Origin of the sequence: Pseudoalteromonas sp. JC28 (assembly GCF_013319255.1) — a bacterium.
Lineage (GTDB): Bacteria > Pseudomonadota > Gammaproteobacteria > Enterobacterales > Alteromonadaceae > Pseudoalteromonas.
Genome location: NZ_QOKX01000015.1, coordinates 22351 through 43804, shown reverse-complemented (window position 1 = coordinate 43804; position 21454 = coordinate 22351). Strand labels below are relative to the sequence as shown.

The 21454-nt window shown below is 44.1% G+C and carries 19 protein-coding genes; 7 read left to right on the top strand and 12 right to left on the bottom strand.

Annotated features, from left to right (window positions below; genetic code table 11):
• From gspG to gspC, 5 genes are all read right to left on the bottom strand, one after another.
• A complete protein-coding gene (gene gspG, locus DS891_RS23315) occupies positions 1 to 426 on the bottom strand; it encodes a type II secretion system major pseudopilin GspG (protein ID WP_026001105.1) in 426 nt (141 codons plus the stop codon).
• Between the two features lie 64 nt (positions 427 to 490).
• The gene (gene gspF, locus DS891_RS23310; protein WP_010378505.1) at positions 491 to 1717 is read right to left on the bottom strand and encodes a type II secretion system inner membrane protein GspF; all 1227 of its coding nucleotides are present in this window, start codon (positions 1715 to 1717) and stop codon (positions 491 to 493) included.
• Complete coding sequence (gene gspE, locus DS891_RS23305) at positions 1717 to 3204, bottom strand: type II secretion system ATPase GspE (protein WP_174171065.1); 1488 nt, start codon at positions 3202 to 3204, stop codon at positions 1717 to 1719. Before gspE ends, gspF begins: the two co-directional genes overlap by 1 nt.
• Positions 3205 to 3295: 91 nt before the next feature.
• Entirely contained in the window at positions 3296 to 5362 is a 2067-nt protein-coding gene (gene gspD / locus DS891_RS23300; protein WP_010604368.1) for a type II secretion system secretin GspD, read from the bottom strand.
• 27 nt (positions 5363 to 5389) lie between these two features.
• Positions 5390 to 6274: a type II secretion system protein GspC gene (gene gspC, locus DS891_RS23295; protein ID WP_010604367.1), complete on the bottom strand. Its 885-nt coding sequence runs from the start codon at positions 6272 to 6274 to the stop codon at positions 5390 to 5392.
• Positions 6275 to 6550: 276 nt separating this feature from the next.
• Here gspC and hslR point away from each other — a divergent pair, with 276 nt between their 5' ends.
• The 4 genes from hslR (at position 6551) to DS891_RS23275 (ending at position 9975) form a co-directional block, all read left to right on the top strand.
• Complete coding sequence (gene hslR / locus DS891_RS23290; RefSeq protein ID WP_010378496.1) at positions 6551 to 6961, top strand: ribosome-associated heat shock protein Hsp15; 411 nt, start codon at positions 6551 to 6553, stop codon at positions 6959 to 6961.
• Between the two features lie 11 nt (positions 6962 to 6972).
• Complete coding sequence (gene hslO, locus DS891_RS23285; RefSeq protein ID WP_010604366.1) at positions 6973 to 7818, top strand: Hsp33 family molecular chaperone HslO; 846 nt, start codon at positions 6973 to 6975, stop codon at positions 7816 to 7818.
• Positions 7819 to 8081: 263 nt separating this feature from the next.
• Positions 8082 to 9620 carry a phosphoenolpyruvate carboxykinase gene (locus DS891_RS23280; protein ID WP_010378491.1) on the top strand — a complete coding sequence of 513 codons (1539 nt, stop codon included), beginning with the start codon at positions 8082 to 8084 and terminating at the stop codon, positions 9618 to 9620.
• Between the two features lie 160 nt (positions 9621 to 9780).
• Positions 9781 to 9975 carry a hypothetical protein gene (locus tag DS891_RS23275; RefSeq protein WP_010604365.1) on the top strand — a complete coding sequence of 65 codons (195 nt, stop codon included), beginning with the start codon at positions 9781 to 9783 and terminating at the stop codon, positions 9973 to 9975.
• A gap of 44 nt (positions 9976 to 10019) precedes the next feature.
• Here DS891_RS23275 and DS891_RS23270 read toward each other — a convergent pair whose 3' ends face one another.
• Genes DS891_RS23270 through ompR form a run of 3 tightly spaced genes read right to left on the bottom strand, consistent with a single transcriptional unit; the run spans position 10020 to position 12808 of the window.
• Entirely contained in the window at positions 10020 to 10745 is a 726-nt protein-coding gene (locus DS891_RS23270; protein WP_227386789.1) for a hypothetical protein, read from the bottom strand.
• A 24-nt stretch (positions 10746 to 10769) separates the two neighbouring features.
• Positions 10770 to 12083, bottom strand: coding sequence for a two-component system sensor histidine kinase EnvZ (gene envZ, locus DS891_RS23265; RefSeq protein WP_010604363.1), 1314 nt, complete (start codon positions 12081 to 12083; stop codon positions 10770 to 10772).
• A 5-nt stretch (positions 12084 to 12088) separates the two neighbouring features.
• Positions 12089 to 12808, bottom strand: coding sequence for a two-component system response regulator OmpR (ompR, locus tag DS891_RS23260; protein WP_010378483.1), 720 nt, complete (start codon positions 12806 to 12808; stop codon positions 12089 to 12091).
• Positions 12809 to 13022: 214 nt separating this feature from the next.
• On the opposite strand from ompR, the gene greB reads away from it, so the two are divergent.
• Entirely contained in the window at positions 13023 to 13508 is a 486-nt protein-coding gene (gene greB / locus DS891_RS23255; protein WP_010378480.1) for a transcription elongation factor GreB, read from the top strand.
• Positions 13509 to 13591: 83 nt separating this feature from the next.
• On the top strand, positions 13592 to 15904 hold the full coding sequence (locus DS891_RS23250; protein WP_174171057.1) for a Tex family protein: 2313 nt from the start codon (positions 13592 to 13594) through the stop codon (positions 15902 to 15904).
• Positions 15905 to 16020: 116 nt separating this feature from the next.
• Here the strand turns inward: DS891_RS23250 and DS891_RS23245 are convergent, their stop codons facing one another.
• The 3 genes from DS891_RS23245 to bioH all read right to left on the bottom strand — a co-directional run bounded on the left by DS891_RS23245 (position 16021) and on the right by bioH (position 18049).
• Positions 16021 to 16905, bottom strand: coding sequence for a putative metalloprotease CJM1_0395 family protein (locus DS891_RS23245; RefSeq protein ID WP_174171056.1), 885 nt, complete (start codon positions 16903 to 16905; stop codon positions 16021 to 16023).
• Positions 16905 to 17213, bottom strand: coding sequence for a hypothetical protein (locus DS891_RS23240; protein WP_102057660.1), 309 nt, complete (start codon positions 17211 to 17213; stop codon positions 16905 to 16907). The genes DS891_RS23245 and DS891_RS23240 overlap by 1 nt, the downstream gene beginning before the upstream one ends.
• 104 nt (positions 17214 to 17317) lie before the next feature.
• A complete protein-coding gene (bioH, locus tag DS891_RS23235) occupies positions 17318 to 18049 on the bottom strand; it encodes a pimeloyl-ACP methyl ester esterase BioH (protein WP_174171055.1) in 732 nt (243 codons plus the stop codon).
• Between the two features lie 57 nt (positions 18050 to 18106).
• Between bioH and DS891_RS23230 the strand changes: the two genes are divergently transcribed.
• Complete coding sequence (locus DS891_RS23230) at positions 18107 to 18778, top strand: ComF family protein (RefSeq protein ID WP_174171054.1); 672 nt, start codon at positions 18107 to 18109, stop codon at positions 18776 to 18778.
• 64 nt (positions 18779 to 18842) lie between these two features.
• On the opposite strand, the gene DS891_RS23225 is transcribed toward DS891_RS23230, so the two are convergent.
• Positions 18843 to 21368, bottom strand: coding sequence for a M14 metallopeptidase family protein (locus DS891_RS23225; RefSeq protein ID WP_174171053.1), 2526 nt, complete (start codon positions 21366 to 21368; stop codon positions 18843 to 18845).
• Positions 21369 to 21454 lie beyond the last annotated feature (86 nt).

Below are 21454 nucleotides of genomic sequence, written 5' to 3'. Positions count from 1 at the left end.
TTAACGTTCGTCTTCCGTATCCCAGTTACCGATATCATCATCAGTGCCAACTTCGCCATCCGGACCCATTGAAAAGATATCGATTTGGCTCATTTCGCCAGGGCTTACTAATTGGTAAGGATTACCCCATGGATCTTCTGGAAGCTTAGAAATAAAGCCACCTTCAGGGAAACGTTTTGGTACCGGGTCAATATTGGTTTGCGTTACCAAAGCTTCCAAGCCTTGCTCTGTGGTTGGATAGCGTTTGTTTTTTAGCTTGTACATCTTCATTGCGTCTTCAATCTGACGAATATCTAGACGTGCCTTTTCTTTTGCTGCTTCTTCTTGTTGACCCATCACGTTAGGCGCAACGATAGATAAGATCATACCGATGATAACAAGTACCACCATCACTTCTAGTAGTGAGAAACCTGATTGTTTTTTCACAATGTTTACCTCAATGCTGTTATTGATGACCATGCAAAAACATGCGATGGCCTTTCCTTTTTGACTACAATCCTACGGCTTTGTTCATCGCCATAATCGGCTGAAGAATCGCCATAACTATAAACAGTACAATAATTGCCATCGTCGCTATCATCGCAGGTTCTAGCAACTTCAGCGAGACATTTACCATACTTTCAAATTCTCTTTCTTGGTTATTCGCTGCACGTTCAAGCATCTGTTCTAATTCACCCGACTTTTCACCGCTGGCAATCATGTGCAGCATCATAGGTGGGAACATTTTAGTCTGTTGCAACGACGCTCTAAGGCTTGCACCTTCACTCACCCGAGTCGCGGCTTCTGCAACGGAGGCTTTGATTTTTTCGTTCTCAAGTACTTGACCTGAGATTTTCATGCCCTCAAGTAGCGGAACTGAACTCGATGAGAGAATACTTAAGGTACGCGCAAATCGTGCAGTATTGACACTGCGAGTTACCTTACCAAGACCCGGTAAACTCAGCAACTTGCTATCGTACCAAAAGCGGATCTTAGGTTTTTGTAATGCTTTTTTAATCGCGTAGGTGCCAATGACAACCACTGCCAATGTGATCATCCAGTAGTTTTGTACAAAATTACTGGCAGCCATAACCCACTCTGTTGTCCAAGGCAGTGCTTGCTTAGATTTCTCAAAGGTCTTCAAGATCTTTGGTACTACCGTTCCCAATAGAATGGAAACAATCGCGATAGCAAAGATGACCAAAATAATGGGATACACCATCGCTTGCGTAATTTGGCTGCGCATATGCTGGCGCTGTTCAGTATAATCGGCCAAGCGATTTAGTACTTCATCTAAGTGCCCTGACTTTTCTCCAGCGGCAACCATTGAGCGGTACAAGTGATCAAATACGTGAGGAAACTCCGACATACCATCTGCAAGTGTATAACCTTCAACGACTTTTGATCTTACCGCCATCAGCATACGCTTTAGTCTTGGCTTTTCGCATTGCTCAGCTACAGCCATCACCGCAGCTTCAACAGGTAAAGAGGATTGGATCAAGGTCGCCAACTGGCGCGTGATCAAGGCAAGGTCTGATACCGAGGGACGGTAGCCTTTAAAAAGCGTAAAACCACCACTACTTTGGTTTTTATCTTTCTCCGCAGCAGGCAAAACTTCAAGTGGCATCATGGCTTTTTCTCTTAGCATCTGCCTAACTTGCTTCGCCGTATCCGCCTCTAAAATTCCTTTCTTCTCTTTGCCTTTACCATCTAAGGCGCGGTATTCAAACGCTGCCATTAGCCTTCCTCACGTGTTACACGCATTACTTCTTCTAAGGTTGTTTGACCAGCAAGTACTCGCGAACAGCCATCTTGTCGGATGCTTGGCGTACGCTTACGAATATACTTCTCAACCGCCTGCTCACCTTTACCGTTATGAATAAGTTCACGGATGGGCTCATCAACGATGAGAAGCTCATGAATACCTGTACGGCCTTTGTAACCATTGAAGTTACACTCTTCACAGCCGACTGCACGGAAGATTTGCGTGCCACTGTCTTTGGCCACACCCAGTAGTTCACATTCTCGTTCATCCGCCAAATGCGCTTCTTTACAGTTAGGGCAAAGCGTTCTTACCAATCGCTGTGACAGCACGCCTAGCAGTGATGAACTCAAAAGAAATGGCTCAACACCCATGTCTTCCATACGCGTGATAGCACCGGCGGCTGTATTCGTGTGTAGTGTGGATAATACCAAGTGACCGGTCAAAGATGCTTGAACACCAATTTGCGCGGTTTCTAAATCTCGGATCTCACCGACCATCACTACATCGGGATCTTGACGTAGGATTGCACGTAAACCTCGAGCGAATGTCATATCCACTTTTGGATTCACTTGTGTTTGGCCAATGCCTGGGATCTCATATTCAATCGGATCTTCAACCGTTAAAATATTGCGATCCTTAGAATTGATTTGTGTCATGCCTGCGTACAGGGTCGTACTCTTACCTGAACCCGTTGGACCAGTAACCAGTATAATACCGTGAGGCTTGGCTATGATCTCTGCAAACGCATCGCGGTTTGCTTGGGTCATGCCCAAATCTTCGAGATCTAATCGCGCATTATTTTTGTCTAACAGACGTAGCACCACTCGTTCACCAAAGCTTGATGGCATCGTTGATACACGCACATCCACGGCTCGTCCCGCGATCCGCAGACTAATACGACCATCTTGCGGCACACGTTTTTCTGCGATGTCGAGCTTAGCCATTACTTTGATACGAGAAACTAATAATGAAGACAATTTACGGTTTGGCTTCAAGACTTCTTTCAGTACACCATCAACCCTAAAGCGAATAACTAGTTCTTGCTCGAATGTTTCGATATGAATATCCGATGCACCTTCTTTTATCGCTTCACTCAACATGGCATTAATTAGCTTGATGATAGGCGCATCATCATCCGCGGCAAGCAAGTCTTCTGTTTGTGGCAATTCTTCAGCAAGCGAGAACAAGTCCATCTCGTTGCCGATGTCTTCCATCATCTGTTGTGTTTCAGAGCTGTCTCTTTGATAAGACGCCTCAAGCATATGCTCAAAGCGTTCTTCATCTAAAGCTTCGAGATGTAATGTCTTTCCTGCAACTCGGCGTACCTCCATCAGCGTTTCAAGATCAAGCGTACCTTTGTGAAAGAGCTTAGCCTGATCGCCATCAGGGCTGAGTAACACCCCTTTGCGACGTGCAAACGAAAATGGCAAACGTAAAGTGATTGCTGGGACGGGCGGCATTTCAGCCACCTCACCTAGTATTGGCTCAGCGCTTTGCAGCTGCGCTGCCATCTCTTCAGCTTCAGCTCCTAAATCCGGCGTGACTTTCTCATCAATCATTTTCACGCTCTTTTTTGTTTTGTTCTTTTAAGAACTCTTCATACGTAGGAGGCAGAGTAAGCTTATCATCCCACTTAGGTAAGATTGGCGTGTCTTCAAATGGCATTAGCTCAATGCCATCTTCTCTTTGTTTATGCTGCTCACCGCGGATAAAGTTATATTTTGAATGGCTAATTTCATTCATACTGCGGCTATCACGTACAATAGTCGGACGAATGAATACTAATAGATTGCGTTTTTCCTTTTTAGTCCCTGTTGATCTAAATAGGTGACCTAATATTGGAATGTCACCCAATAGTGGTACTTTAGATACACTTTCTTGAACGGTTTCATCAATCAGACCACCTAAGATAACCATGCCGCCATCATCAGCGATAACCGTGGTATTGATAGCACGTTTAGCCACTCGAATATCCACCGACGTCGCACCTTTCACGCTTGATACTTCTTGTTCTATCGTCAGTTGAACCGCTGTGCCATCGTTAATCTGAGGGGTTACTTTTAATTTAATACCCACTTCTTGGCGGTCTACCGTTTGGAACGGGTTTGAATTATTGTCGTTCGCCGTTGAACCCGTAACAATTGGCACTTCTTCACCGACGATCATGGACGCTTCTTCGTTATCCATAGTCGTAACCGATGGCGTGGCAAGAATATTTGAGTTGGTATCAGTAGTTACCGCTTGAATGATTGCACCCCAATCATTCTTGACAATACCTGCGGCTAACCCATTAATACCGCCTAGAACTTTGGCAAGCCCAGTCAAATCGCCCTTAACAGTCTCATCATATTCCGTTGTTTTTCCAGATTCTGTACCTGTTATATTTTTAGTGACTGTTTTGTCACGTGCTTGCTCAGCAGCAACCGCTATGGATCCAATTGGTGCAGTTGTACCATCATTAAACTGTAGCATACCGCCTTTTTCAGAGATCCATTGTAAGCCAAGGTTAATACCATCGGCTTCAGAAACCTCAACAACAATCGCTTCAACCAATACTTGGGCACGACGGATATCCAGTTTTTTAATAACTTGACTCAGTGAACGCATAGTGTCTGGCTGCGCCGTTATCACCAATGAGTTTGAGTCTTCATGCGCCTCAATGCTGGTTTCATTTTTGCTACTACTGCGAGTTCTTGCTTGCTGACCTGCGGCTTGCTCTTCTTCAATCGATTTACTCACGCCTTGAAGAACCTTAACCAGATCTTCAGCTTTTGCGTAATTCAGATAGAAGACCTGAGTATTGCCTTGGGATTGCAACTCGTCGTCTAAACGCTTTATAAGCTCAGCAGCTCGGCTACGCGCCTGTGACTCACCGCTGACAATGACGCTATTAGTGCGGGTATCTGACACAATTTTCGGGATAAGGAAGTCTGGTACACCGCCTTTCCCTGAGTCTTGAAAAATCTTTTCAACGACTTTAACAACATCTTCAGCAGTGGCATGCTTCAGCTTAACGATATCAACACGTTTATCACCTGCTTGGTCAACCGTTTTGATTATATCAACTAGGCGATTCACCGAGGACGCGTGGCCAGTTAGCATCATCACGTTTGCTGAATTTAGATTGGTTACGTGACCACCATCTTTTTGGTCACTGAACTGACGAATAAGTGGACCAAGCTCTTGCACGCTAACGTTCTTCACGCGAACAACGCGTGTTACCATTACGTCACCATTACCTAGCTCTTCACCAGATACCAAAGGTACATTTGACTTTTTACCATCAGAACTACGAACTACCTTAAGCACACCGCTATCCATTTCAATAACAGAATAACCATACACTTCCAGCACGTTTAAAAAGAACTGATAATAAAGCTTTTCATCCATCAACTCATAACTGCGAACATTGATATTACCGCGCACGTTAGGGTCTATGATGATAGTTTTATTCAGCTTATCACTAACGATATTAATGAATTCATTAATATCGGTACCTTTGAAGTTCGCGGCATATTCAACCGCAGAAACAGAAAGTGAAATACCAGCAGCAATCAAGAGCGTTGCATACTTAGCTAACCCTTTTTTGGTTTTTGTGAGGTGTAGCTTTTTACCCATTATTCTAAAACTCCAAAATTAGTAACTTTACAGGCTAAACTGCACATCCATCACTTGACCGTCTCGCTCAATCGTGATGTTCGCATCTGTGCTCGTTCTAAGTTCATTAATAGCTGACATAGCCTGTTTCATATCCGTGAGCTGAAACCCATTAATTGCGATTGCTAAATCATTCGCTTTAAGCCCCACCTGTTCGAACAATTCAGGATCCTTTCCAGGTGAGAGACGATAGCCAATAACTTCGCCGTTACGCTGTTCCGGAGCAATCTTAATATAATCAAATAATTTACCTGGATCGCTGAGCAATTCCTGGCGACGATTTGCTAGTTCATTTCGAGATGGGGTTGGTGAAGCTGTGCTGTTGACGATTTTCTTTGACTTTGTTGGCATCGCCACAGTGCGACTAAACTCTATACCATCTAACATCAGCGTTTCAAAACGCCCACTGACATCCAAAATCACACGATCAGGTAACACTCGGGCAAGCTTAGCGCGAGTGCCTGTGATTGGTGCATCAACTGAGTAGGTCTCCTGGCGACCCTGAGACTCGATAATAGCAAGACCCGCACCATCATCTTGGCTAACCGCTACGATACCGGTTAGCCTAACGTTAAGCGTTGTTTCTGGTGCATCAGAAACCACGGGCTGTGGTTTGGTATCAGGCTTAGCATTTGCCTCACCAAACAAATTTTGAGCGACAATTCCTTGGCTTGTGATACCGCTACTTGATTGACTATACAGTTGTGATGCTGGAAGCAAGGGTTGTGTTTGTGGCACTGGCCATAACAACCAAAATAATTGCGAAAAGAGAAACGCAACGTAAACAACCGACAGGACAACAATGATACGACTCAATTTTGCGTGAGGCAAACCAAGCCAAAACTTCTGAAGCTGTTGTAACTGTAATTCCATATAATACTTTTCTTATTTTCTTGAACGCCCCAGTGTACCGCCTCGAAATTTTTTCAACAAGCGTGCATTTGTTAAACTTTTAATTAAATAGGTACACCGTAGGCCAATTAACTGAATCTAAACTTAACCTTGGAACATAGACACTCATATTAGTTCATTTTTTAGGTAAAGTGCGATTAACTCACAAGTTTAGTGCCTGTCATCTACTTTGTTTGCATAACGAAATATGCTAAATTTGTTAGGTTAAATTTCACACTAGCAAATAGTTAACGAATTGTGACAAAACTCCAACAGGAAAACAACCAATCTGAACAGAAAGTTCGTATTGATAAGTGGTTATGGGCTGCTCGCTTTTACAAAACACGAGCGCTTGCTCGCGATATGGTCCAAGGTGGCAAAGTACATTACAACGGTCAACGCTGTAAACCAAGTAAAACGGTTGAAGTCGGCGCGGTAGTGAAATTAGCCCAAGGATATGAAGAGAAAGAAGTAACCATACTCAAAATCATGGAAAAGCGACAAGCGGCTCCAATTGCTCAAACTCTTTATGAAGAGTCTGAAGCAAGCATTGAAAAACGAACGCAAAACGCGTTGGCGCGCCAAAACAATAGCTTGTTTGCGCCTCGTCCTGCCACTAAGCCGGACAAGAAACAACGCCGTGAATTACTTAAATTGAAATCAAACTAGGATTTTCATTGATGCAGACTGATTTACTTCATCGTTATATTTTTGACAAGCTAGACGTACGTGGTGAGCTTGTACAAATAGAACAGACTTTTACTGACATCATTAGCGGTCACAACTACCCAGAGCCTGTGCAACACCTATTAGGCGAGTTATTGGTTGCAACCAGTTTACTGACCGCTACGTTAAAATTTGAAGGTGACATTGCGGTTCAGCTCCAAGGTGATGGTCCAGTAAAATATGCGGTGATCAATGGTAATCACAAACAACAGATGCGTGGCGTGGCAAGGCTGCAATCTGAGGTTTTGGGATCATCTATACCTGAGCTCATGGGCAAAGGGTATATGGTTATCACCATTACACCGACAAAAGGCGAACGCTATCAAGGCATAGTTCCCCTTTCTAAAGAATCACTTGCCGAATGTTTAGAAGAATACTTCGAGCAATCTGAGCAATTGAAAACCCGTTTATGGTTCGCAACAAGCCTAGTCGGCGATAAAGTGAAAGCGGCAGGTCTGTTTTTACAAGTACTGCCCGTCAATAAAGAAAAGTCTGTTGCCGATTTCCAACATCTTGAAGCACTAAGCGACACGATTAAAGATGAAGAGCTACTAGATTTAGACGCCAATACCGTACTAACTAGACTGTATCACGAAGACAATCCTCAACTTTTTGAACCGCAAGCTATCTCGTTTGTATGTGGATGTAGCCGAGAGAAAACCGAGAATGCGCTGGCCAATGTCGGACTAGAAGCCTTGATGGAAGACTTGCAAAAACACGGCGAGGTCAATATTAGCTGTCATTACTGCTTGAAAAACTACGTTTTTAACGAGCAAGATATTAAATCGTTATTTAATTAAGTTGCGCTTTAGCCCTTAATTACAAAATGAAACCGCCATTTTTGGCGGTTTTTTTATGGCTATTGGGTGATACCGGTGTCATAAAACATACAAAAGTTATGACACCGGTATCATTGAAATTATTCAAGTTTTTTGACGTTTTTATGTAATTTTAAGCACTCTAAAGGCTCGAATATCTCAATTTCATCTGTTACTATAAATTTAGCTAAGGGCAAGAGTACCCCAGAGCTATCCCGTTCAACTCTCACTTTTTAGGTATAAACATGACTTCAAGCGCTACTCGTTTTGTCGATTTAACCGCAGCTGAACTTGTCGAACACGCTATCCGTCGTGGCGAGGGCACTTTAGCCGCAAATGGAGCTTTTGTTGCAAAAACTGGTCGTCGTACTGGACGTTCACCAAACGACCGTTTCATCGTAAAAGAATCAAGCACAGAAAATGACATCCAATGGGGTAACGTAAACCGCCCATTCGAAGGTGCTAAGTTTGATGCTTTATGGGCTCGCGTAGAAGCGCACGTTCTTGAAAATGACCACTTCGTCTCTCACTTAGAAGTCGGTGCGGATCCAGAGCACTATTTACCAGTCGTTGTAACGACTGAAACTGCTTGGCACCACATTTTCGCTAAAAACATGTTTATCGAACCTAACTCTTATAACAAAACTGATTTACCTGAATGGCAGGTGATGAACGTTCCTTCTTTTGTTTGTGATCCTGAGCGTGATGGTACAAACAGCGATGGTACCGTTATCATCAACTTTGCACAGCGCAAAGTGCTTATCGCAGGTATGCATTACGCCGGTGAAATGAAGAAGTCGATGTTCTCTGTACAGAACTTCTTACTACCAGCAAAAGGTGTGCTACCTATGCACTGTAGTGCAAACGTTGGCGAAGCTGGTGACACAACGTTATTCTTTGGTCTATCAGGAACAGGTAAAACTACGCTTTCTGCGGATCCTAAGCGTTTTCTTATCGGTGATGATGAGCACGGTTGGGCACCTGGTAGCGTATTCAACATTGAAGGCGGTTGTTATGCGAAATGTATCGACCTGTCACAAAAGAACGAGCCTGTTATTTGGGATGCAATCCGTTTTGGTACTATTTTAGAAAACGTCGTGCTAGATGAAACGCGTACTCCTGATTATACCGATTCAAGCTTAACGCAAAATACGCGTGCAGCTTACCCTCTTGAGCATGTTGAAAAGCGTAAAGTTGAAAACCGCGCGGGCGAGCCTCGTGCAGTTGTATTCTTAACTTGTGACGTGAGCGGCGTATTACCTCCAGTTTCAATCCTAAGCGAAGAAGCTGCAGCTTATCACTTCCTTAGTGGCTACACAGCGAAAGTAGGCTCAACTGAGATTGGTTCAACTTCTGATATCGAATCAACTTTCTCAACTTGTTTTGGTGCTCCTTTCTTCCCGCGTCCAGCAGGCGTGTACGCTGAGCTACTAATGAAACGCGTGCGTGAGTTTGGCGCTAAAGTTTACCTAGTAAACACAGGTTGGACTGGTGGTCCTTATGGCATTGGTAAGCGTTTTGACATTCCAACAACTCGCGCCGTGATTGATGCAATCGTAAACGATACATTAGAGGGCGTTGAGACACAGCACATTGAGGCACTAAATTTAGATGTACCAGTGGCAGTGGAAGGTGTTGATAGCAAGCTACTTAATCCGGTAAATACATGGCAAGATCAGGCTAAGTATGCGGAATATGCAGCTAAACTTGCGGCTGACTTCAAAGAAAACTTCGCTAAATACGATGTTTCTGAAGCAATCAAAGCAGCAGGCCCTCGCGGCTAACCTAAGAAAGATTCCTTTATCAAAAGCGCCCCTTGTTTGGGCGTTTTTTTGTGCCTGATTTTTTACACATGAATATCTTTCAACAAACTTATTATTAACATTTAGGTACATACATGCTTATATATTGCTGATTATTTAAACAGCACGTATAAGGAAAACCATGAAATTACAATTAAAAAAGAAACAACTAAAATCGCTGCAAGCGAAAGATCTAAACAATCAGGCGACCAGAAAAATTGCTGCCGCGGGCGCGACTTTTGGCTCTAGAGTTGATTGTGGCAGTTGGCAAATTTGTGATACTCACGTTGCGATTTGTGAGTCAATGGGACTTTGTCGTTCAGTAGATATCTGCTAATAACGCGATAACCAAGTCCTTTAATAGGGCGAAAACTCGCCCTATTACGACGTACTCCAAAGCTTATTTAGCACCAACTTTTTAAAGGTTAATACAAATTGTTTCATTGTGATTGGAATGATAGCCACAAGCGCAATTCCCTTATCAAAGTCAGGGTTAACACAACAGTAAAGTGCAATCTCAGTTTTGCTGCTTTCTCTAAAGCGTGCGATTTCAGCCTCGCTGTAATTGGTTTTGCGTCCAACAGCCTTCAAACACCTTAGGCCATTATGAGGGCTTACCAAGCCAACTGGATTGATGGTGTCATAGAGCGTTGCTATCGCGCTATTTTGAGGCAAGTTATTTGGATAAACTTCGGCGATATTTTTTGCCATGGCCCTGAACATGGCGGGACTGAGCATGGTATCTGCATATAACAGTTGTCTACGTGGGTTACGTATATAACGTTTTAATACTTCTATAAGAGAAAACCTAAAGGTGCTGTTTTTCCCTCTAAAGGCAGGTAAAAAAGCAGCTGAAGCGCCAACAATACAAACATCCTTGTTGCTATCATCAAAGGTCAATAAGCAATAGCCGACAATGTCACCGCCTGATAAAAACAACCGAAGCCTGCGCTTTGTACTTTCACCTTTTTCAAAGTACAGTGCAAAGTAATGCTCTACCTCTACATTAGAAAAGCTTGTCGCTATCACTCGCTTCAATTGGTTTAAATACGGTGTATCTAACATTCCCTTTTGATAGCTTAAATCCCTATGCTTTATTGTGCTCAATTTGCTCGCCTACTCTTTTGAAAATCATGCTTCCTCAAGCTTTCCCCGATAAGCTGGCAAAGAAACCTCCGCGATCAGACCACCACCATCTCGATTTCGTAGTCTTACTTTACCGCCGTGTGTGGTCACGATACGTTTGATAATGGCAAGCCCTAAGCCACTCCCCTCACTCCCTCTAGCCTGATCTCCCTGTTTAAATGGTTCGAATACAGACTCTAACTCTGACTCAGGAATACCTGGCCCTCTGTCCATTACTTTTACGATAACAGCACGGTGCTTGGGGCTGTATTCTGTCGTCACCTCAATATCTTGTTCAGAATAACGGATCGCATTTTCAATCATGTTAGTAAACACTCGCTTTAACGCGACGGCATTCATCATTACCGCTGGTAAGTATTCCTCTGCTTGCAGGTGAATTGGTCGCTGATGCTGCTGCTCTGCATGAACAACTTCTTCAATAACCGTGTTAACATCGTCTGGCGACATTTCCGCACCGTTGTGATGACGGAGATATTCAATGAATTGGTCAATAATCGCATTCATATCTTCAATATCGTCGATTATCCCCTCGCGCAGGTAGTCTTCTTCATCCGACATCATTTCAGTTGCTAGACGAATTCGGGTTAAGGGTGTACGTAAATCGTGCGACACACCAGCCATTAACAGTCGCCTATCACTTTCTAGGTCTGCGATCCCCTTAGACATTTTATTAAATGCCCGAGTCACCTCTATGACTTCCGTGGACCCTTCTTCGACAAGACGTGTTGAAAAATCTCCGACGCCTACTCGACTAGCAGCAATTTGTAGTGATTTTAGCGGTTTATTTAGATGCCGAGCAAAAAGCCAACCCCCTAACACACTTAAGAAACCAATACTGGAGAGGTAGAAAACTAAAAACTCCATTTTTGTTTCACTGAGTCCGCTAAGCGGCACTCTTACCCAATATCCTGGCGCTTGTGGTGGCTCAACCCAATAAACAACCGGATCTCCTTGGCTTATCCTGACTCGCGCAGAGCCATTAAGTTGCTCCGACATACTACGAGACAGCAATGTATATTCTTTGGCCTGCCCCAGCCCATTTACATACGCCTCTCTTTGTGTCATCACCTCAATGCCGGTTATCTCAAAAAATTTGCGAGATAGTGTATTGTCCACTTCAACACCATCTTCCCAATCAATGAAGACCGTTTTAACCTGCTTAGCGAGCATCAGATTCACTTGTTCAAAGGTTGGTTTGAAGACGTATAAGGTAACGGTAATGTAAGACACGACTTGATTTATCAATAGTAACGCGCCGACAAAGAAGACGGTTTGCCCAAATGCACTACGAGGTAACATGCTGGCTACTTCACGCCGTCAGGCACAAATACATACCCAAGACCCCACACCGTTTGTATATAGCGAGGATTAGAGGCATCATCTTCAATCATACGACGTAAGCGCGAAACCTGAACGTCAATGCTACGCTCAAGTGCGCTATAATCACGCCCTCTAGCAAGGTTCATTAACTTATCTCGACTAAGCGGCTCGCGAGGGTGACTCACCAGTGCTTTAAGTACCGCAAACTCACCTGAGGTAAGTGAAATTGTCGCTTCTCCATGTTGCATCTCTCGCGTCGCTAAATTAAGGGTAAAGTTACCAAAGCTCACTTCATTTTCTTCTGCCGCAGGCGCACCTGGTACTTCTTTGGCACGACGACGAAGAATGGCTTTTATTCGCGCCAGCAGTTCTCTTGGGTTGAATGGTTTTGGAATGTAATCATCCGCGCCAAGCTCAAGGCCAATAATACGGTCAACTTCGTCACCTTTCGCCGTCAACATAACAATTGGGATCTCATTCTCTTTTTGTCTTAAACGACGACAGATGGAAAGGCCATCTTCTCCAGGAAGCATCAAATCTAACACCATTAAGTGAAAGTTTTCGCGTTCAAGTAGTCTATCCATTTGTTCAGAATTGGCTGCGCTGCGGACGATAAATCCCTGCTCAACGAGATAACGCTCTAAAAGACTGCGTAAACGCATATCGTCATCAACTACGAGCACTTTGGTGGTTTCATTTCCCATTTATATTTCTTCTATTTATTAATTTACTAAAGCTTGCTGATCTGCGACATTTCGTGCACAAATCATCATCCTGTTCATTTAACGCTCATGGCGATAATGGACCATGATATTATTATGCTTAAATATAATTGAATTTGGTGCTTTTCGACACCATACATTGATACTAGATTGTTACCGAACATTACAAGGGTTTAACCCAAAATACCTGAGAAACATGAAAACGAATTTGATCACGCCCGAAGGATACCGCCAACTGCAGCAAGAACATGATCATCTGTGGTTTGAAAAGCGCCCAGAGATCACCAAAATTGTGAATTGGGCAGCGAGTTTAGGCGATCGCTCCGAAAATGCCGACTACACCTTCAATAAACGTTTATTAAGGCAAATAGATAGACGGGTGCGCTTTTTACGAAAGCGTATGCCCGAACTAAAAGTCGTGGAATATAGTCCCGAACAAGAAGGTAAAGTATTTTTTGGCGCTTGGGTAGAAGTAGAAAGCGAAGAAGGCGAGGTTCGTGCATTTCGGATTGTTGGACCTGATGAAATATACGAACGCAATGACTACATCTCCATCGATGCGCCAATGGCTAGGGCATTGCTAAGCAAACAAGTCGATGATGAAATTACGGTCACCACACCGCACGGCCGAAGACTTTGGTATATCAACCAAATCGAATATCGCAGAAACACCGAACAATGATAACATTGAGCTAAATTTTGTTTGCCCGAGATGAGTATTATCTAGGCAACACAGACCGATTAAGAAGAGTATAAGGATTTTGCATGAGCAATATCACACAACGTTTAGCAACTGAGCTTAACGCCAGAGAACAGCAAGTTAATGCTGCTATTAGTTTGCTAGACGAAGGGGCAACCGTTCCATTTATTGCACGTTACCGTAAAGAGGTAACGGGTGGCTTAGATGACACTCAACTGCGTTTGCTTGAGCAAAGGTTAGGTTACTTACGAGAACTTGATGAACGTCGCGAGTTTATTTTAAAAACCATCGATGAACAGGGTAAACTCTCTGCTGAGCTAAGTGCAGAAATACAAGCCGCCGACAGTAAAACCGTACTCGAAGATTTATATCTCCCATACAAACCAAAGCGCAGAACAAAAGGCCAAATCGCGATAGAAGCAGGTTTGGAACCCTTAGCTGACGCTTTATTTGCAGATCCAACGTTAGACCCAGAACAACAAGCGACTCCTTTCATTGATGAAAGCAAAGGCGTTGCTGACAGCAAAGCGGCTTTAGATGGCGCTAAATTCATTCTCATGGAGCGTTTTGCAGAAGACGCCAAACTACTTGCTAAGCTCCGAGCACACCTTAAAGACAACGCGCAAATCGAAGCAAGAGTCATCGCAGGTAAAGAAGAAGCAGGAAGCAAATACCGTGACTACTTTGAACATAATGAGCTACTAAATAAAATTCCATCACACCGTGCGCTGGCGATGCTAAGAGCACGTAACGAAGGCTTTTTGCAGTTATCTATCAACCCGGAACCAAGTGCAGAAGACGCCGCTCAATTTTGTGCACAGATCATTGCCGATCATTACCGCCTAGCCGTCTCTGGTAAAGCTGCCAGTGATTGGTTGATGGGTGTAGTCCAGTGGGCATGGAAGATTAAAATCGCCCTGCACTTGGAAAACGAATTCTTAGGGTCAATGCGTGAAAAGTCAGAGCTAGATGCTATCGAAGTTTTTGCGAAAAACCTAAAAGATCTGCTGATGGCTGCGCCTGCAGGTGCAAAAGTGACAATGGGTATCGATCCGGGATTACGTACCGGATGTAAAGTCGCTATTGTCGATGCCACAGGCAAACTGATTGCAACGAGTACTATCCACCCTCATGCCCCTCAAAACCAGTGGGATAAGTCGCTGAAGACACTAGAGCAAATGTGTCGCCAATACAAAGTTGAGCTTATTGCTATCGGTAACGGAACCGCGTCTCGCGAGACCGACAAACTGGCCGCAGAACTGCTAAAAAGCGCCACCGAATTAAAACTTAATAAAATCATGGTGAGTGAAGCTGGCGCATCGGTGTACTCTGCCTCTGAATTTGCCGCAAACGAATTTCCAGATCTTGATGTATCTCTACGTGGCGCAGTTTCTATTGCAAGAAGATTACAAGATCCGTTAGCAGAGCTTGTAAAAATCGAACCAAAATCAATCGGTGTTGGCCAATATCAGCATGATGTTTCTCAAAGCCAGTTAGGGCAAACGCTAACTGCTGTGGTCGAAGACTGCGTAAACTCAGTGGGTGTCGATGTGAACACGGCATCGATACCATTACTAACGCGCGTCTCGGGCTTGAATAAAACATTAGCCAGTAACATCGTAAAATACCGCGACGAAAATGGCTCTTTCACGGATCGCAAAGCGCTTAAAAAAGTTGAGCGATTAGGACCTAAAGCATTTGAACAAGCAGCCGGTTTCTTACGTATCGCCAATGGCGACGATCCACTGGATGCATCAGCAGTGCATCCTGAAGCTTACCCTGTTGTCAAAGCGATTTGTAAAAAACAAAATCTAGAAGTGAATACCCTTATCGGTAATCGCGAAGTCTTGAATGGCCTTGTGGCAAATGACTATGTAGATGATAAGTTTGGGGTACCAACGGTCACTGATATTATCAAAGAATTAGATAAGCCAGGCCGAGATCCTCGCCCAGAATTTAAAACGGCGCAGTTTAAAGCTGGTGTTGAGACAATCACAGATCTTAAAGTCGGTATGATTTTAGAAGGTGTGGTCTCTAATGTTGCCAATTTTGGGGCTTTTGTGGATGTAGGTGTACATCAAGATGGACTTGTTCACATTTCAGCACTCACGGATAAGTTTATTTCCGATCCACGTGAAGTCGTTAAAGCGGGAGATATCGTTAAGGTCAAAGTGATTGAGGTTGATGTGCCTCGTAAACGCATTAGCTTTACCATGCGCTTAAACGATGAAATATCTCAAGCTCCAGCGCAAAAACAAAACGCTAAGCCGCACAAAGGAAAACCGGTGCCTAAGTCTTCTAAGCCAAAGTCACGAGATGCAGGTAACGCCGCGATGGGTAATGCGTTTGCTGAAGCCTTCGCAAAGCTGAAGAAGTAATCTCAACAGAACAGTGAACAAAGAAAAGCGCGGCCTTGGTCGCGCTTTTCGTTTGTCGGGGGTTTTAACTCGTTTTCACTGCAATGACCCGCGGAGGAGAAGGCCAATACCTACGGTTAAATTTGCACTGATAGCGATGCGGGTTGGTTAGGCATCGCTACATGTTGATAAAAATTTGAGATCCTGAGCGATCTTGCTTGGATTTCAGGGTCAGCTTCAATTGGCATCGCAACAGCGTAAGGATCTGCATCCTGCTTAAGCTTGGCTTGCTCCTCTTCACTCTCTGCTTTTGCCTGCTCACCACTCAAGCGGCGAGTTTGAATGTTTTGTACCCGCTTGCTATCACTTTGCTCTTCACCACTGATAGAAGCTTTTGCCAACTCAGCCTGCGCCGCCGAGAGTTTTTGAGTCGCATCTGCTGCGATGGCTCTGTCAGCGCCAGATGGTTCTGCTGGTGCTAACGCTGCCGCTCTCACCGTTTGCATTTTTTCAATCGTGCCCTGCGGGTCACCTTCAAGCGGCGCAACGTCGATCATCACCTCACCGCCAATAGCGTAGTTATTGCCATCAGGACCGCGCTGATATTCATAACTCGGTGATCCAGCATATTGCCCACCTACTCTGGCATGAGCCTGCTCATGTAATCTTACTTCTCTATCTCGAGATTTTAATTCTTGAACGACCTGCTCATCTTGCTCTGTTTGTTGCTGCTCTTGTTCATTCTTTTCTTTTTCTTGGCCTTCGCCTTTTTCACCTTGCTCTTTGCCTTGAATGGTTTTGCTTTGCTCTGTTTTACCATCAGAGCCGTAAACTTTTGCATCGTCTACGTTAGAAGAGCGGCCTTTTTCAGAATCGGAAAGGTTGCGGTTTTCAGTAAATGAAGAGTTAGTTGGTGCAGGTTTTGGGATCGCTTCACGCAGCTGATTATCGCGTACAACCGTTTCGGTGTACACGTTGGCAGTGTTTAAATTCATCGCCGGTGGTGGCGTTACTATGTTCATTACACTTTAATATCAATCAACGTACCTAACACTTCATCTGCAGTGCGAATAGTTTGCACATTGGCTTTCGCGTTAAACTCTTCAACTTTTAAGGCTACCACTGATTCGGTCAAGCTTGGCGTCTCACTCACTGGAGCCGTCACAGCTTCACCGGCACTAGCACCTTGCAACTGCCGCCCTGCTGCACGTTCAGAATCACTTTGTTGATCGATGGCAGCGCGGTTAATATCAGCACTTGCTTGGGCAATCCCCTGAGCAGCGCGGTTATAACCGTCAATTCCATTATTTAACACATCACCTATTGGCATATTCGCACCTAGATAAACCTTTTCTTACTGACTAATTATTGCGCAAAATATCAACAAAGAAAAGTAAAAGCGGCAATTTTTTGCCGCTTTATTACTCCAAATATTTAAACAATTGATTTAAGGAGTGATAAAAAGGCTTCTTTATGAGAGATAAAAGGCGCATGAGAGGCCTTTGCAAGCGTATGAGCCTTAAAATTTGGATTGAGTACCTGCATTTTCTCTACAGCCGCTTGTGGAACAAGAGAATCTAAACGGCCGAAGATGCCTATTGTGGGGAGTTGCAGCCGTGAAAATTCATCTCGTAAGTCCTGCGATTTCAATATCTCCAACCCACCAGCTAGTGCTTTCGCCTCCGCTTCCGGCAGTGTGCCTAGTAGCGCTTTGAGTTGTTTGATGTCTTCTCTGGCATGTTCACTGCCCATCGCTTGAATCGCTAAAAACCTTTCTATCGTCTTTGCGCTATTGGTTTGCAGTTGAGTCTCAAAGTTGTTTAGCACCTTAGGGGCTATTCCGGGCCAATCTGCTTGCTCACAAAAAAATGGCGTTGAAGCGACCAAAATAACCTTGCTAACTTTGTCTGGAAAATGAGCAGCTAAATACAATGCAAATAAGCCCCCCAAAGACCAGCCTATCAACACGCTTTGTGGCATCAGCTGCTCAGCAATAAGTAAAGCGTTACGCTCAAGAGAATAATCGCCCTCAGCGCTTGGTGTACCACCAAATCCAGGAAGATTGACCGCTTTAATTAGTGTTGCAGGTGCTAAAGCTTCCTCGCATAACTGCCACACCGCTTTGTTCATCCCCCAACCATGGAGCAACACAACTTCATTTTGCATTTATCTGTTCTCTATACCAAACTTGACGCCATGATAGCTAACCCGGGATGGAAAGCAATGATCCAACTTAATCGGTTATTACCTAAAAAGTGGTGTCAGCCTTGTGTATGCTGTGAACAACGCACAACAGAAACCTTGCTTTGTCCACACTGCTTACAAGCCTGCTTAGACTTTATGGATCAAGAGATTAATCTACTTAATTACCCCAATATCCAACGCATGGTTAGCCTTGAAGACTGTGATGGGTTATCTGTGGCGAGTTGGTACCGCACGCCTATAAACACATGGTTGCAAGGAGTAAAGTTTAACCATAGCAAAGCCTATCAATGTGCCTTAAACCTGCTAGCTCAGGCGCTATGGCAGCGTTTCAGTGAAGAAGATGCTTTCCCCGTAGACCTTGTTTGTTGTTTGCCATTACACCGAAGACGTTTAATCCGACGAGGTTACAATCAAGTTGAGCAAATTTGGCAAGGGCTACCACTCACCCAAAAAATACTCAAAAGAACAAAGCACACCAAGCCGCAATCTGAGCTGACCAAGGCTAAACGAAAACGTAACTTAAACAATGCCTTTGTGCTCAGCCAACCTGTTGAAGGAAAAAATATCGTATTACTTGAGGATGTGATCACAACGGGCGCGACCATGAATGCAGCGGCAAAAGTGTGTAAACAAAATGGGGCAAAAATGGTGTGGGCGATGGCTATCAGCCTCACACCATTCGACGCTTAAAAGCGTATTATTTAATTGATATAGCTAGAACAGATACCAATCAACTTGCTAAATATTCTGGACTTTATCTTATGCCGTGTGCAAAGAACAACGCGTTATTTAGCAGCCGGCTAGAACCGAACCAAAAGCCACGAAATACCGGGTTGTCAGTCATTCCAACAGCCACCCCACGTCCAGACTTTGACGCAATCAAGACAGAGGAACCTGCGATCTGCTCAACGTTGATATTATCAGTATACCCTGCCAATAAAGGCTTTTGAGTGTACGTTAACGACTCGATAAATGGCCTATTATTACGATGCATCACCCAAGTACTATTTTTAAAGACAGGTAATTCCCGGTTCTCGAAGCCAAAAGACAAGGGATGACTTAAATCCAAACGCGCATCAAAAATCGCGCCGGCAATCCGCTGCTTTGCCGAAAGGCTATCTTGATCTGCAAAGGTGAGATTTTTGCTGTCAAACTGGGCTCGCATTTCTTTGCTTGAAACCATTTTAGCGTCTAGTAGTTGCTGTTCGATTAGCCACTGTGCACCACGCTTTTGCCCCCAAATCACACCGCCTTTAGCAACCCAACTCAAGAGCTTGGCTTTGCTCTTGTCACTTAAATCTCCATACTTACCATCAGCCAATAAAATATGGGTGTAGCGTGTAAGATCGAGTTTCTCGATATGCTGCTTTTCCACAATCGACGGGGCTAGTTTTAAATGCCTATCCAAATGATACCAAAGCTCACCCGCTTCATATTGACTTACACCCGCACCACCTATGATGAAGACTTCTGGCTTTTGCAGCTGCAGCATTTGTCTTGACCCAAAATCGACGCCACTTTGTGTCATGCCTGTAGTCACACTATAGACTGGAAGTGAAAGCTCTCTGGCGATTGTTTCAAGCTCAGTAAACCAGTCCGCTTGCTGTTGAATACCACTTGCTATCACCAATGTACCGGCCTGGAAGTCATGAGAGCCTGAGGTTGTTGATGCTGAAAATGGTGACATTGCAGCTGCTACTTTCACTCCTGCCTGTAAGAGTCGATTTGCTAATTGTGGCGCCAGATAATGGTGCCATTCTATGGTGTAAGCATAACTTCCTGCAACGGGAGCCAATATATTTGAGTCAGTGCTCGATTCACCTTGAAGCTTTAAACCCCAGCCACTTTTTACTGCGGCAAAATCTAAATCATAAGCATACGACATCGTCCAACCTGAAACATCGTAGAACGTGTTGTCCTTAAAATGCGTCTGTGTGCTAAATAGTGCTTTTATCAAGCGATATTGCGGCTGAGCTAGTGGAATGTATAAATCCCCTTGCTGATATTCGGTGTTATCAACTTCTTTGGCTTTTGAGAGGTATTTCACCTCTATCTGATGCTGTTTCAATAAATCCACAAACGCTTGAAAACGGTAGTTATCTTTGCCGCGAGCAACAACGTAACCGTTAATTTCATCTTTACTCGCAAGCTCGTTCGCTTGTTGATAAAACTGCTGCTGATAATCAAGTAAAGCGCGTCGATGCGTTATGCTGGCTTGGAATGTCGAGAGACTCGTCGTGACTTGATTTTTAATCGTTTCAGGAAAACTCAACACGCCATACTGAGTTTCTTGTGCATGCCCTCTACTACTAGCTTGTTCGAATAAAATGCCAACCGCACCATTTACGTCGGGGTACGTAGAACCTTTGCCATAATAAAAGTCATCAAAACTCTCTTGAGTAAAATATAACTCCCCTTGCGCATCAAGAGCTTTGGCATGAAACTTACCAATCTCGTTGGTTAGCGCTACGTTTTGTAATGGGGTAATTGGGTGAGTTCTTGATGGGATCCCTGGTTGGAAAAAATACGTACTATTTGGTCCCATTTCATGAAAATCGGTCAGTACGTTTGGTTTCCAACGATGGAACGCTTTGATCCGTGCTTTTGACTCAGGATGTTGTAGTAGTAACCAGTCACGATTGAGGTCAAACCAATAATGGTTAGTGCGACTAGAAGGCCAAGACTCATTATGCTCACGATGTGCAGGATCGGTTGATAGAGACATGCTCTTATTGGCGTTTGCCCATGTAGCAAAACGTGATAAGCCATCAGGGTTCAAAGCTGGATCTAACAATATCACCGCATTATCAAGGAGCTGCGTAACAGACTCGCCCTGCGCCGCAGCTAAATAATATGCCATGAGTACCGCGGCATTGCTTCCTGAAGACTCATTACCGTGCACGCTATAGCCCATCCACATCACAACTGGCTGGTCTGAACGGCTTTGGCTACTGCTCAATGAAGCAATATGATCTTGCTGAATACGCGCCAAGTTTTGTTGGTTTTGTGGCGAGCTCGCTTTTAGGAGTAACAAAGGACGTCGCTCATGGCTAAACCCGATTGTTTCGACACTCAGTCTTGGACTTTCGCTTGCAAGGGTATGTAGATAATTAACGATTTGATCGTGGCGCAAATGCCACTGCCCAACTTCATATCCAAATGCTTGTTTTGGCGTAGTTATTGTGGGATCAAATTTTACTTCATCGCCAAAATAATAGGCAATGGGCTTGGCCTGCAAGCTAAAGCTCAACAGCACGATAATACAGCTTATTAACCGCATGATAATGTCCTTTAATTCCGATTACTTTTCAAGCTAACAAGCACACCGCCGATTGCCAAATTTTTACGCCGAACACTAGCGACAAC